The following is a 13,069-nucleotide window of genomic DNA, read 5'->3' on the forward strand; positions in this document are numbered from 1 at the left end:
ACAGATCGAAAGTCTCAGCCGAAGAAATGCAGTCGGTCCTCGACTGGCAGCGAGGCTATCGCCCGCAGGTCGGCCTCCGAATAGCTGAGCTCGAGCCGCGCCGAGCTGGCCGTTTCCGGCAGCACGATCGACTCTGCCGGTGCACCGACATCGGCGAAGGCGATATCGTCCTCGGCCACCTGGGTGCTGCTGCGCCGGCGATAGGGCTGCGTCTGCTGGTGCAGGCCGGTTTCGTTCAGGGGCACACGCTGCTTCGTTCCGGCATCGACCACATCGATGTCACCAAGATCGGTCGTCGGGTCGATCATGGCCGGTTGCGCAGGCGCGGCGGTCACGGCCGGATGCGATTCCTCGGCTGCGACGTCGGCTGCGGCCCGCAAGCTCGCATCGAGCATGGCGACGGTGTCGGAGACCTTCTCGATCTGGTTGGCGCCGGCCTCGATCACCGTGGTCGCGCCATAGATCTCGGTCGCGCGCCGGTCGAGCCGATCGCATAGCTCAGGCTCCGCGCCGCCCTCGCGCAAGGTCCAGGCGATCTCCTGGATGGATTCGGCCGCCTCGATGATGCCGGCGGTGGTCTCCTGGATGCGGGCCGACAGGCGGGCCGAGGCGCCGCCGCGGTCGAGATCGTCGCGCAACTCGGCGATGGTGCGGGCAGTTTCCGAGAATTCCGGCCCCAGATCCGGCAGCGCAACCGGCACCGTGCAGAGCCGTTCGAGGCGCGCGATCGCCGACAGCACCATCTCGGTGTCGGTCTGCCGGTTGCGCCTGGCATATTCAGACAGGAACCAGCGGCCGCGTGCCGTTTCCATCACGGCGGCGGCAATCGCGTCATAGTCGGCCGCGCTCAGCGGAGATAGCGAACGCGCGTCGCTCATGGCCAGGCTGCACTCCATGGGCTGGCCGAATCGTGTTTCGCCGACCGAAGATGCCCATCGGCAAAATTGCTGCTGATTCTTTAAGAAATCGCTGCCAAAGGCATGTCACCGCCGCTCCGGACCGGATTCTCGCGCGTGTTGGCTCTGCGCCTCTCGCTCATGCACGCGCTGAACTTCCTCGGCGTGGGCTTCTATCTGCCATTCTTTCCAGTTTGGCTCGCCTCCAAGGGGCTGGGCGATGTCGACATCGGCTATGTGCTGGCGATCCCGATCCTGGTGCGCGTCTTCGTGGCATCGTCGGTGACGGGGCTCGGTGATCGCCTGCGCCCGAACATTCTTCTGGCGCTGCTCAACGCGTTGGCAGCGTTGGTTTACTTTGCCCTGGCGCAGCAGGTGGAATTCCTGCCGATCGCCGTCCTGACGGCGCTCAGCGCCATCGCCTTGTCGGGTGTGGTGCCGCTTGCCGACGTCCTGACCACCGCGCAGGTGAAGGCCGGGGCGCTGAAGGATTATGGCCGCGTCAGGCTCTGGGGCTCGGTGACCTTCGTGCTCTCCAATCTCGCCGGCGGCTACCTGATCGCGCAGCACGGCGCCTGGCTGATCCCCTTCGTCCTCGCCGGCAGTAGTTCGCTCGCTGCGCTTGCCGCGCTGCAGGCGCCGTCGCCGCCAGGGGGACTGTCGGCAGCCGTTCCGCGAGGGGCGTCTGCGGCTGGCTTCGGGCTGCCGTTCTGGCTCGCGGTCGGGGCGGCGGCTTGCGTCAACGCCACGCATGCGGCGGTCTATGCTTTCAGCTCGCTGCATTGGCGCAGCATCGGCTTCAGCGGCGAGGCGGTCGGCTGGCTCTGGGCGGTTGCCGTCCTCGCCGAAATCGCCGTCTTCCTCATCGGGGGCAGTATTGCGGCAAGCGGTCTCACCGGCCTGCGCTGGATCGCGATCGCGGCGGTCGCAGCCGCGCTGCGGTTTGCGGCGATGAGCGTCGATCCCGGCCTTGCCGTCACCGCCTTCCTGCAGCTGCTGCACGGCATCACCTTCGGCTGCATGCATCTCGGCACGCTCGCGGCGCTGTCGGCGCTGTCCCCAGAGGCGCGCCGCGCAGCAGCGCAGGGGCGCCTCGTCGCGGTGAGTGCGCTGGTGATGGGGCTCGCCACCGTGCTGTCCGGCTATCTCTATCGCTTGTTCGGGCCGGGCGTGTTCCTCGCCATGGTGCCGGTTGCGCTGCTCGGGCTGGCCTTGGCGGCCCTTGCCATCCTCAGGTCCCGCGGCAATACAGGTCTCGGGGGCCGAATCTAAGCGTGGGAGCGGGCGAGCCGTCATGGCTGTCGTCGACGACGTTGAGCCGCAGGCGGTCTATCGCGACGATGGCGGCGTCCTTGTCGTGTCTCTGGCCGGCCGCTGGAGCGTTGGGCGCGCGCCGCGCCTGGAAGCCCTGGCCAGCGAATTGTCAGAGCGCGTCGGCGGCGTCCGCCAGGCGCGCCTCGACCTGTCGGCGATCGAGCGCCTCGACACGCTCGGCGCCTATCTGCTCGACCAGGTGAAGCAGGCAGGCGAGGCGAAGGGCGTCGCCATCGAGCTGGTGAGCCGCCGTCCGGAGCATGCGGTGCTCCTGCGCGAGGTCGAGCGCAATGTCACCGACTACGAGCCGCCGGTTCGTCCGATCGGGCTCGTCACCGTCCTCGTCGACATCGGTCAGGCGGTCGCCCGCTTCGGCCGCGACCTTGCCGGCGGCGCCGTCTTCCTCGGCGAGGTGATGGCGGGCTGCGTCGGCGCCCTGTTCGGGCCGCGGCGCTTCCGCGGGCCCTCGCTGGTCAACCAGGTCGAGCTGATCGCCTTCAACGGCGCGCCGATCATCATCCTGATCTCGTTCCTGGTCGGCTGCATCGTCGCGCAGCAGGGCATCTTCCAGCTTCAGCGCTTCGGCGCCACCGCCTTCGTCGTGAACCTGACCGGCATTCTCGTCCTGCGCGAGCTCTCGGTGCTGCTGACCTCGATCATGGTCGCGGGCCGCTCCGGCTCCGCCTTCACCGCCGAGATCGGCTCGATGAAGATGCGCGAGGAGATCGATGCGCTCAGAGTGATGGGACTTGATCCGATCGAGGTGCTGGTGGTGCCGCGCATCCTGGCGCTGATCATCTCGCTGCCGATCCTGACCTTCATCTCGGCCATGTCCGGCCTCGTCGGCGCCGGTCTGGTGAGCTGGCTCTACGGCGGCATCGGCCTCGACACCTATCTCGACCGCCTGAAATCGGTGATCACCTGGCAGCATTTCGCGGTCGGCCTCATCAAGGCCCCCTTCATGGCGTTCGTGATCGGCCTGATCGCCTCGATCGAGGGGCTGGCGGTCAAGGGTTCGGCCGAATCACTCGGCCATCAGGTAACGGCCTCGGTGGTGAAGGCGATCTTCATGGTGATCGTGGTCGACGGGCTGTTCGCGATGTTCTTCGCCTCGATCAGGATGTGAGGGGAGCTGAGCGTGCTCGACAGACCCTCTCAGACCGGCCCGGTTGGACCGGGCGCAGCAGCCGGGCAGGAGCCCGAGGCAGTGATTCGCGTTCGCGATCTCAAGGTCGCCTTCGGTGACAAGGTGATCATGGACGGCCTGGATCTCGACGTGATGCGCGGCGAGATTCTCGGCTTCGTCGGCGGCTCCGGCCAGGGCAAGTCGGTGCTGACCCGCACCATTCTGGGCCTGGTGCGCAAGCAGCGCGGCACCATCGAAGTCTTCGGCGAGAACGTCGACAAGCTCGATCCGCGCGGCAGGCGCAGGCTCGAACGTCGTTTCGGCGTGATGTTCCAGCAAGGCGCGCTGTTCTCGGCGCTGACCGTCAAGCAGAACATCCAGGTGCCGATGCGCGAATATCTCCAGCTCTCGCCGGGTCTGCTGGAAGAGCTCGCCATGCTCAAGATCGAGATGGTGGGATTGAAACCCGATGCGGCCGACAAGACGCCCTCCGAACTGTCCGGCGGCATGATCAAGCGTGCGGCGCTGGCCCGGGCGCTGGCGCTCGATCCCGAGATCGTCTTCCTGGACGAGCCGACCTCCGGTCTCGACCCGATCGGTGCCGCCGAGTTCGACGAGCTGATCATGACGCTCAAGCAGACTTTGGGCCTGACCGTGTTCATGGTAACCCATGATCTCGACAGTCTATATGTAGCCTGCGACAGGATAGCCGCCTTGGCGGACAAGCGTGTCATCGCGGTCGGTCCGCTCGCCACCATGCTGGCTTCCGATCATCCCTGGCTCAAGGCGTATTTCGGCGGCGAGCGCGCCCGCGCCCGCATGCCCGATCAAACGAGGACGTGACGGACGCCCGCGATGGAATCCCGTGCGAATTACGCCCTGGTCGGTCTCTTCACCCTCGCCGTGATCGCGGCGATGTTCGGCTTCGCCTATTGGTTCGGCAGTGGCGGCGGCGGCCGCAAGCAGGACGTCAGGGTCATCTTTACCGGGACGGTCACTGGCCTGGGACGTGGCTCCAGCGTGCTTTTCAACGGCCTGCGCGTCGGCGAGGTCAAGCAGATCGGCCTGCAGCCCGACGATCCGCGCCGCATTTTCGGTGTGATCGAGGTCGACAACACGACGCCGCTGCGGGTCGACACCCGCGCCCGCATCGAGGCGCAGGGACTTGCCGGGGTCGTCGCCCTGCAATTGATCGGCGGCGAGCCAGATGCCGCCGTGCTGCAGGCGAGGCCAGGCGAGCCGATGCCGACCATCATCGCCGAGCGCTCCGAATTGCAGGACATCATCGAATCCGTCCGCAACGTCGCCAAGAAGGCCGACGAGGTGCTCGGCAATCTCGACGGGCTGATCAAGACCAACGCCGGCTCGATCACCAACACCGTCCGCAATGTCGAGAAGTTCTCGCAGGCGCTTGGCGACAATTCCGGCAGCATCGACAAGCTGATGTCGAGCTTCGGCCAGATCGCCGATACGATCGCGCCGCTGTCGCAGAAACTCGGCACGCTGAGCGAGGAGTTGACCGGAGTGGTCCGCTCGGTCGATCGCGCCAAGATCACCGGCATCATCGACAATGTCGACAAGTTCACCGGGGCGCTGGGCGGCTCGAGCGGCGACGTCTCGAAGGCGGTCAAGGACGTCGCCTCGATCACCGACAAGCTCAACCGCGCCGCCGACCAGGTCGAGGGTGTGCTCAAGGCGGCGCAGGCCTTCCTGAACACGCAGGACGGGCAGGGCGCCTTCGCCGAGGTCGCCAGCGCCGCGAAGTCGATTCGGGTGCTGGCCGACAATCTCGACAGGCGCACCGCCGAGATCACCACCGGCATCAGCCGTTTCACCGGCCCTGGCCTGCGCGACCTCGAGACGCTCGCCTCCGACGGCAAGCGCACGCTCGGGGATCTCAACCGCGTTCTGCGCAATGTCGAGCGCAATCCCCAGCAGTTCATCTTCGGCGGCCGTCCGCCGCTTCCCCAATACAGCGGATCGCGCTAGCCCGTTATGACCATGCCGATTCTGCCCTCGCCGCTTCGTGGTCGTCTGCGCGCCCTGTCTTTTGCGGCGGCAGGTTCGTTGCTGCTGGCCAGTTGCGGCGGCGGGTCCGCGCCGACCACCTATGACCTCTCGGCACCGCGCGATTTCGGCCGCATTGGCGGGGGGGGCGGGGTGCTTATCGTCGCCCAGCCGACGGCGGTGCAGGCACTCGATTCCGACCGGCTGATCGTCAAGGATTCGAGCGGCGCTCTCTCTTTCCTCGGCGGGGCGCAATGGGCCGACCGGGTGCCCAATCTGGTGCAGACCCGCCTGATCCAGACCTTCGAGAACGGCAGCCGCATCGCTGCCGTCGGCCGGCCGGGCGAGCGGATCGTGCCCGATTTCCAGCTCAACACCGATATCCGCGCCTTCAACATCGACGCCGCCAGCGGCCAGGCCGTGGTCGAGATCACCGCCAAGCTGATCGGCGACCGCACCGGCAAGGTCCAGCGCGCCAAGCTGTTCTCGGCTCGCGTGCCGGGAGGCGCCGACGGGGCAGGGGCGGCACAGGCTCTCGACCAGGCCCTGTCGCAGGTGCTGATCCAGATCGCCCGCTGGGCACGCTGACGGCGTTCGCCGGGATACTGTCCTTCTTGTATGTCTGCGCTGGCGGAGGGGTGATTTACCGCCCCCAGAGCAACCACGCGACGAGCACCAGGGCCAGAAGCCACAGGCTGATGATCGCGATCTGCCCGATCTGGCTGACCGGGCGCTCCCTGGCTGACGCCTGATCGCGAAATTCCTGCATCAACGGCGGTGGAATCAGCCGCACGGCCAGCAGGATGCCGAGCGGGACGATGACGAGGTCATCGAGATAGCCGAGGACAGGGATGAAGTCCGGGATCAGATCGATGGGCGAGAGCGCATAGGCCGCGACGGCCCCGGCGATCAGCTTGGCCAGCACGGGAGTGCGTCGATCCCGCGCCGCGATCCACAGCGCCAAGACATCCCGCTTGATAAGGCGCGCCGATTGCTTCGCGCGCTCGATCCACTTCGACATCGTCGTCTCGCCGGTTCTGCCGATCCGTCGGGGCGCTAATGAAAAAGGCCGCCCTCGGAGAGGGCGGCCTCGATGGTGCCGACAGCCGCAGCTCTTACTCGAACCGCCCGCTGGCATGGGCCAGCATGGTGTAGACCTTGCCGGTTTCCGAGGTCAGGTAGGTCTTCGCCACCATCGAGTCGCGATCGTCCTTGGCGGCTTCGCCGAGCAGGCGCTCGAACTCCTCGATATAGCGGTCGACCGTCTCCTTGAACTCGGTGTCGCGGCGGTATTTGCGCCGGATCTCGTCGAAGGTCTGCTGGCCCTGCAATGTGTAGAGCCGGCGGGTGAAGACGTTGCGCTCGCCGCGCTTGTAGCGCTCCCAGAGCTCGACGGCCGCGTCATGGTCGATCATCCGGGCGATGTCGACCGAGAGCGAATCGAGCTTCTCGATGCTGTGAGCCGTCGGCTTGGCGGCTTCCGGCGCCCGGTCGTCGCGCGAGGCGCGGCTGAGCAGATCCGAGAGCCAGCCCGACTTGGCGGGGGCAGGCTGCTCGACGGCAGCGCGGCGAGCCGGCTCGGCACGCTGAACCTCGGGCCGCACCGGCTCGGGGGCAGGGGCCGGGCGCACGGGCGCCGCCTGCATCTCGGCCCGGGCCGGCTCCGGCGTCGGGTCGATCGAGGCACGCAGCGGCTCGGTCAGCACCGGGGCGCTCTGCACCGCGACCGAGGACGCGGCGCTGACGACCGGGACCGGCTGCTGATAGCTCGTCGTCGGCCGCCGCTCGCCCTGCGGGCGCGCGACATCGCTGCTGCGGCCCGAGCGCGAGACGATCTCGGTCAGCTCATTGAGCGCCTTGATCTGGTCGGCGACGACGCGGCGCATGGCGGCGGTCGATTCCTGCGTCTCGCGCGGCAGATCGAGCACGCCCTTCTTGAGCTCCGTGCGGGTCGTCTCGAGTTCGCGATGGATCTCCGCCGACATGGTCCGCATGTCCTCGGCGGCGCTCTGGAAGCGCTCGGTGACCTTGGCAAACTCGCCGGAGACCTCGTTCACCACCTCCTCATAGGCCGCGCGCAGCGCCAGTGCCGTCGCCTCGCGCTCGCGGCCGCTGGCGGCGCGGATCGAGTCGAATTGCTGGGCGATGGCGCTGCTGGTCGACTCGGCCGCGTCGCCGAGCACGGTGCTGAGCTGGCGGGTGCGCGTCTCGGCGTTGCTGAGCGAATCGTCGAGCGCCGACGAGAAGGAGCGAGTGATCTGCTCGATGTCGTCGGTGCGCGTCGAGATCAGCCCGTGCAGGTGCTCCAGCGCCTCCTTGCGGTCGGCCAGGACATTGCCGACGCGGGCCTCGACCTGCTCCAACCGCTGCGCGACGGCGTTGAGCGCCGCAGCATTGGTCTGCGAGGTCTCGGTCATCGACGAGCCCTGCGCGTCGATCCGGGAGATCAGCGCTGCGGTGTCGCGCAGCGTTCCCTCCGAATAGCCCTTCAGCGTCGCGATCTGGTTCGCGACCTGCTCGGAGGTCCGGTTGGTCTCCTGCACCACCGTCGAGAGCACGTTCTGCAGCTCCTCGACGCGGCCCGACAGGCTGCCTTCGACCGCCGCGAGATTCTTGTTCGCGCCGGTGACGATCTGCTGCATCAGCTTGTTGGCCTCGCCGAGGCGGCCGAGCATGCTGCCGAGCTCGCTGCGTAGCTGCTCGTTGGTCTTGAGCAGCGCTTCGACCGAGTGGTTCGTGCCGGTCTCGATCGTCTCGCGCAGTGCGCCCGAAGCAAGCTCGAGCGCCTGGCTGATCTCGGTGCTGCGCTCGTGCAGGCCGGCGACCATGCTGTTGCCGCGGTTCTCGATGTTGTTGACCAGGGCCTCGCCGAGGTTGGCGAACTGGTTGGCGAGCGTCACGCCCTTGCGGCCGATCGCATCGACCACGCCGTTGCCGCGCTCGTCGAACAGGGCGCGGAGTTCCTCGGTGCGCGTGGTCAGCGCCGAGCTCATCCCGTCCGACTGCTCCGTCAGGGTCCGGGCCAGGTTGCGGCTGTGCTGGTCGAGCGTGTTCAGCATGTCGCCGCCACGCTCGTCGAACAAGGCGCGCAACTCCTCGGTGCGGCCGGAGAGGGCGGTGGCGATGCCCTCCGAGCGCTCCTGCAGGATCTGGGCGATCTGGCTGCCGCGATGGCCGAGCGCGTTGAGGATGCCACCACCGCGCTCGTCGAACACGGCGCGCAGCTCGTTCGAACGGTCGGAGAGCGCTGCCGAGATGCCGTCCGACTTCTCCTGCAGCGTCTGCGCGATCTGGTTGCCGTGCTGGTCGAGCAGGGTGACCAGCCCGGTGCCCTTGTCGTCGAACAGGGCACGCAGCTCGTCGGTACGCGCACTGAACGAGCCGGCGACCGACGCCGCAGCGCCTTCCAGGGTCTGGACGATCTGATTGCCCTGCTGATCGAGCAGGGTGATCAGGCCGGTGCCCTTGCCCTCGAACAGGGCGCGGAGCTCGTCGGTGCGGGCACTGAGCGAGCCGGTGACCGCATCCGCGGTGCCTTGCAGCGTCTGGACGATATGGTTGCCGCGCTCGTCGAGCAGGGTGATCAGGCTGGTGCCCTTGCCGTCGAACAGGGCGCGCAGTTCCTCGGTGCGGTCGCCGAGCGAGCCGGCGATCGAATCTGCGGTGCCCTGCAGGGTCTGCGCGATCTGGCTGCCGCGCGCGTCGAGCGTACCGGAGACCGTGTCGAGCCGGTTGACGACGCGTTCCTCGAACCGCGCCACGCTCTGGTCGAGCGTGTCGGCGATCTGCAAGGCGCGCCCGCCCAGCGTCGCATTGATGCTGTCGGCCTTCTCGGCGAGCGTCTGCGTCAGCGCCTCGCTCTTCGAGGTGACGATCTCGCCGATCTCGTCGGCCTTGGCGGTGAGGGCACGGGTGACCTCGCGCCCGCCCTCGGCCATGACACGGGCGATGTCGACCGTGCGCTCGACCAACGCCTCGTTGAGCGCGCTGGCGCGCGAACCGAGATTGCCGTCGATGCGGGCGATGAGCCCGTCGAGCGAGGTCGCGATCTCTGCGCTCTTGGCGCTGGAACGGTCCTCGAAGGTCTTGATCTGCGTCTCCATGGCGGCCGCCGCTTCCTGCGTGCGCGCCATCATGGTCTCGGCGGCGTGCTGCGAGCGTTCGCCGATCCGCTCGGCCAGTGCCTGGCCTTCCTCGCCGAGCAGCTTCTCGACCTGGCCGAGGCGCAGCGTCACCGAATCGGTGAAGGAGCGGGCGTCGTGGCCGAGCTTGGCGGCCAGCGTGCCGCCGCGGGTGACGATGATTTCCTCGAAGGCGCCGAGGCGAGCGCCGATCGTCGCCTCGATCTCGCGGCCCTGGACGTCGAAGAGACGGTTCAGCGCATCGTGCTTGCCGGCGAGCGACTCGTTGAGCGCCTGCGAGCGGGCATCGACCGAGCGCAGCAGCGACTCGGCATTGGCGGCGAGCGCCTGGTTGACCCGGCCGCCCTGCTGGGTGAGGGCGATGACCACGTCCTTGCCGGTCGCGGCGAGCAGGCTGCTGGCGCGCTCGGCCTCGGTCGTGAAGGTGCTGCGCAGGGCCGTCGCCGCGTCGCTGACGCGGTCGGCGATCTCGCGCCCGTCGACATTGATCGCGTCGGCGAGGGCCTTGGTCGCCTCGTCGAGACGGCCGGCCAGGCTCTGGCTCTGCTCGCCGATGAGGCCATGGACCTCACGGCCGGTGGCAGTGAGGCCGGCGATGATCGCATCGCGCTGGGTGCCGAGCAGGGCTCCGACCTCGTCCCCGGCCTGGCCGAGGCGGGCGATGAAGCCGCTGTGCTGGTCGTCGATGACCGATTTCGCCGTCTCGCTGGCGGCGAGGATCTTGGCGGCGAGCGCTTCGCCGGTCTCGTCGAGCTGGCGATGGGCGGTGCCGCTGGCCTCGGCCAGCCGATCGATCAGGGCATTGCCGCGCTCCGCCAGCAGGCCGTGCACCGAGCGGCCGACATCGGCGACGCGGGTGACGAGCGCCTGGCTCTGGCCGGAGAGCAGCTCCTGCATGTCGTGGCCGGTCGCGATGACGCGGCCGCTGAGCGCCTCGCCCTCGGTGATGAGAATGTTGCGCACGCTGGCGCCGGCATCGGAGAGCTGGGTCACCAGCGTCTCGCGCTGGCTGCCGATCGCGGTGTGGACCTCGGTGCCGACATCCGACAGGCGGGCGACGAGGCTGTCGCCACGCTCGCCGATCGTGGCATGGACCTCGCGCGCGACCTCGGACAGACGGGCGATCAGTCCGTCGCCACGCTCGCCGATTGCCGATTCGACGTCGCGGCCGGCATGGGCAACGCGGGCGACGATACCCTCGGCGCGGTCGCCGAGCGTCCGGTGGATCTCCTCGGTGGTCTCGGACAGCTTGGCGACAAGGCCGTCGCCACGCTCGCCGATCACGCTCTCGATACCGCGGCTGGCATCGGTAATGCGCGCGACGATGCCGTCGGCGCGGCCGCCCAGCGTCTGCTCGATCTCATAGGTGGTCTCGGATAGCCGGGAGACGAGGCCGTCGCCGCGCTCGCCGATCATGGCCTCGACGCTGCGGCCGGCATCGGCCACGCGGTTGACGATGCTGTCGGCGCGCTCGCCGATCGCATGCTCGACGCCCTGGCCGATCTCGGCCATGCGCAGCACCAGCCCGTCGCCGCGCTCGCTGATCGCCTCCTGCAGGCGCTGGCCGGTCTCGGACAGACGGCCGACCAGATGGTCGCCCTGCTCGCCAATCGTGCTGCGGACCTCGTGACCGAGGTCGGAGAGGCGGGTGACGAGGCTGCTCGCCTCCTCCGAGAACAGGCTATGCACGGTCGCGCCGACGGCGGAGATGCGCGCGGTCAGTTCCTCGCCGCGCTCGCCGATCAGGTTGTGCAGACCCTTGCCGGCTTCGTCGAAGCGCAGGGTGATCGAGTCGGTCTTCTCGCGCAGCAGGCTGTCGACAGTCTGGACGGTGCCTTCGAGCTTCCCGACCAGCGTCTCGCCCTGGCTGGCGAGCAGGCCGTGGACGGTGTCACCGGCCTCCTGGATGCGGCTGACGACGAGCTCGTTCTGCTTGCCGAGCAGCATGTGCACGCCGCGGCCGACTTCGGCCAGGCGCGTGGTGACGCTCTCGCCCTCGCTGCTGATCGACGTACGCAGGCTCTCGCCGGTCTCGGTCAGGCGCTGGGTCAGGCTGCTGCTCTGCGTGTCGAACAGGTCGACCAGCGTGCGCCCACTCTGCTCGAAGCGCTCGGCGACGGTGGCGCCGCGCTGGGTGATCTCCTCGGCGAGCGTGTCGCCGGTCGAGCGCAGCGTCTCGTTGACGGTCTCGGCGCGGCTCGCCAGCGACTCGACGACCTGCGCGCCGGTCTCGCTGATGGCGCGGGTGACATCACGGGCGCCGGCGGTCAGGCCCTCGGTGAGGACGGCGCCGGTGCGCTCCAGCGAACCGGCGATCTCCTGGGCGCGGTTGTCGAGCACGGCGGTGACGGACTGGCTGGCGCTCGTCATGCGCTCGCTGACGTCGTGCGACGTGGACTGCAGGCGCTCGACCAGGTCGTTGCCGCGGCCGCTGATCTCGTCGACCATGCGCTCGCCGGCATGGCCCAGCGCCAGCGTGATCTGGTCGCCCTTGTCGGTCAGGCGCGAGGTGACGCGCTCGCCCGCCTCGGCAACAGCCTCGGAGATCGAGCGGCTGGCGGTCTCCAGGTCCTTGGTGATGCTCTCATGCGCGCCTGAGATCGCGAACTTCACCCGCTCGGCATTGCCGACGACCGACTCGCGCTGGGTCACCAGCTCGTCGATAAGGGAACGCAGCCGGATCTCGTTGTCGGCATAGGCGCGTTCCAGCGTCGCGATCTCGCCGCGCACGATGGTCTCGAGCTCGCCGGCGCGGGCAACCGCGCGCTCGATGCCGTCGCCCATGGCGGCGACCTCGCGGCGGATGGTCTGGCTCAGCGACAGGACGGAATCCGTCGCGACGACTTCAGGCTCGGCCAGGCGCAGCGCGACCTCGGTCATGGCGCGCGAGACCAGCCGCATCTCCTGGGTCCGGCGATAGAGCGCCGCCAGCACGAAGAAGAACACCACCGGCGTGCCGGCGCCGAGCGCCAGCAGCGCCCATTGGCCCGGACCCCAGGCGGCCATGCCAGCCGGCAGGCCCTCCGTGAAGGAGCCGTAGCGGCTGACCAGCGTGAAGCCGACCGCGCCGGCCCAGATCAGGGTGGTGAGGGCGGCAAGCCAATAGGGTCGGCCGGAAGGCCGGGCGGCGAAGGCCTGGACGAGTGACGACGAATCCCGGCGGTCGTCATTGGCGACGCGGCTGGTGTCCGGCGCGATGGCCGGGCGGGAGGGGGCGGGAAGCGGTTCTGATACGGGCTCGGCGCTGGCCGGAGCGCTTTCGACACGAGGCAGCTCGATCTTGAGCTCGTTCTCGCCCGTCGAGGGCAGCCTCGGTTCGGCCGGAGCCTGACCCTCAGTCTTCGACGGATCGAGCCTCAGCGCCTCCTCGATCGCCGACATTGCCGCTTCGGTCGGATCCTGGAGCTTGTTCTGCCGGGTCATGAATGCCGCCTCGCTACGCTACTTGCGACGGGTGTCACTGTCCGCCGCAGAGCGGGAACCGGCAGCCTCCAGCCGGATCCTACAAGCGACACGACGCCCATCGTTTACTGTCTTGAAGGGTAGTTGAGGCAAGCAGGGATTGAAACCCGTTTGACCTTCTG

Annotated in this window: 8 protein-coding genes; 5 read left to right on the forward strand and 3 right to left on the reverse strand. The window is 68.4% G+C overall.

Features of this window, described 5'->3' with window-relative positions; translation table 11 throughout:
- Window positions 1–14: 14 nt before the first annotated feature.
- On the reverse strand, window positions 15–878 hold the full coding sequence (locus tag GV161_RS19250) for a hypothetical protein (RefSeq protein ID WP_152017207.1): 864 nt from the start codon (window positions 876–878) through the stop codon (window positions 15–17).
- Window positions 879–1,013: 135 nt separating this feature from the next.
- Between GV161_RS19250 and GV161_RS19255 the strand changes: the two genes are divergently transcribed.
- The 5 genes from GV161_RS19255 to GV161_RS19275 all read left to right on the forward strand — a co-directional run bounded on the left by GV161_RS19255 (window position 1,014) and on the right by GV161_RS19275 (window position 5,931).
- Window positions 1,014–2,168, forward strand: coding sequence for an MFS transporter (locus GV161_RS19255; RefSeq protein ID WP_159650295.1), 1,155 nt, complete (start codon window positions 1,014–1,016; stop codon window positions 2,166–2,168).
- Between the two features lie 22 nt (window positions 2,169–2,190).
- Window positions 2,191–3,336 (forward strand): MlaE family lipid ABC transporter permease subunit, encoded by a 1,146-nt coding sequence (locus GV161_RS19260; RefSeq protein WP_152017209.1) that lies wholly within the window; start codon window positions 2,191–2,193, stop codon window positions 3,334–3,336.
- 129 nt (window positions 3,337–3,465) lie between these two features.
- The gene (locus tag GV161_RS19265) at window positions 3,466–4,179 is read left to right on the forward strand and encodes an ATP-binding cassette domain-containing protein (protein WP_152017535.1); all 714 of its coding nucleotides are present in this window, start codon (window positions 3,466–3,468) and stop codon (window positions 4,177–4,179) included.
- 12 nt (window positions 4,180–4,191) lie between these two features.
- Entirely contained in the window at window positions 4,192–5,325 is a 1,134-nt protein-coding gene (locus GV161_RS19270; RefSeq protein ID WP_152017210.1) for an MlaD family protein, read from the forward strand.
- 6 nt (window positions 5,326–5,331) lie between these two features.
- Window positions 5,332–5,931 (forward strand): ABC-type transport auxiliary lipoprotein family protein, encoded by a 600-nt coding sequence (locus GV161_RS19275; protein WP_244624274.1) that lies wholly within the window; start codon window positions 5,332–5,334, stop codon window positions 5,929–5,931.
- Between the two features lie 55 nt (window positions 5,932–5,986).
- Here the strand turns inward: GV161_RS19275 and GV161_RS19280 are convergent, their stop codons facing one another.
- Together GV161_RS19280 and GV161_RS19285 are read right to left on the reverse strand one after the other, a co-directional pair.
- Window positions 5,987–6,364, reverse strand: a complete 378-nt coding sequence (locus tag GV161_RS19280; protein WP_152017211.1) for a YkvA family protein — start codon at window positions 6,362–6,364, stop codon at window positions 5,987–5,989.
- A 94-nt stretch (window positions 6,365–6,458) separates the two neighbouring features.
- Window positions 6,459–12,908, reverse strand: coding sequence for a hypothetical protein (locus GV161_RS19285; protein ID WP_152017212.1), 6,450 nt, complete (start codon window positions 12,906–12,908; stop codon window positions 6,459–6,461).
- Window positions 12,909–13,069: the final 161 nt, after the last annotated feature.

The organism is Bosea sp. 29B (genome assembly GCF_902506165.1).
Classification (GTDB): domain Bacteria; phylum Pseudomonadota; class Alphaproteobacteria; order Rhizobiales; family Beijerinckiaceae; genus Allobosea.

Coding starts and splice junctions, on each gene's coding strand:
- GV161_RS19275 (WP_244624274.1), top strand. CDS start 5,332: ATGACCATGCCGATTCTGCCCTCGCCGCTTCGTGGTCGTCTGCGCGCC.
- GV161_RS19270 (WP_152017210.1), top strand. CDS start 4,192: ATGGAATCCCGTGCGAATTACGCCCTGGTCGGTCTCTTCACCCTCGCC.
- GV161_RS19265 (WP_152017535.1), top strand. CDS start 3,466: ATGGACGGCCTGGATCTCGACGTGATGCGCGGCGAGATTCTCGGCTTC.
- GV161_RS19260 (WP_152017209.1), top strand. CDS start 2,191: ATGGCTGTCGTCGACGACGTTGAGCCGCAGGCGGTCTATCGCGACGAT.
- GV161_RS19285 (WP_152017212.1), bottom strand. CDS start 12,908: ATGACCCGGCAGAACAAGCTCCAGGATCCGACCGAAGCGGCAATGTCG.
- GV161_RS19280 (WP_152017211.1), bottom strand. CDS start 6,364: ATGTCGAAGTGGATCGAGCGCGCGAAGCAATCGGCGCGCCTTATCAAG.
- GV161_RS19250 (WP_152017207.1), bottom strand. CDS start 878: ATGAGCGACGCGCGTTCGCTATCTCCGCTGAGCGCGGCCGACTATGAC.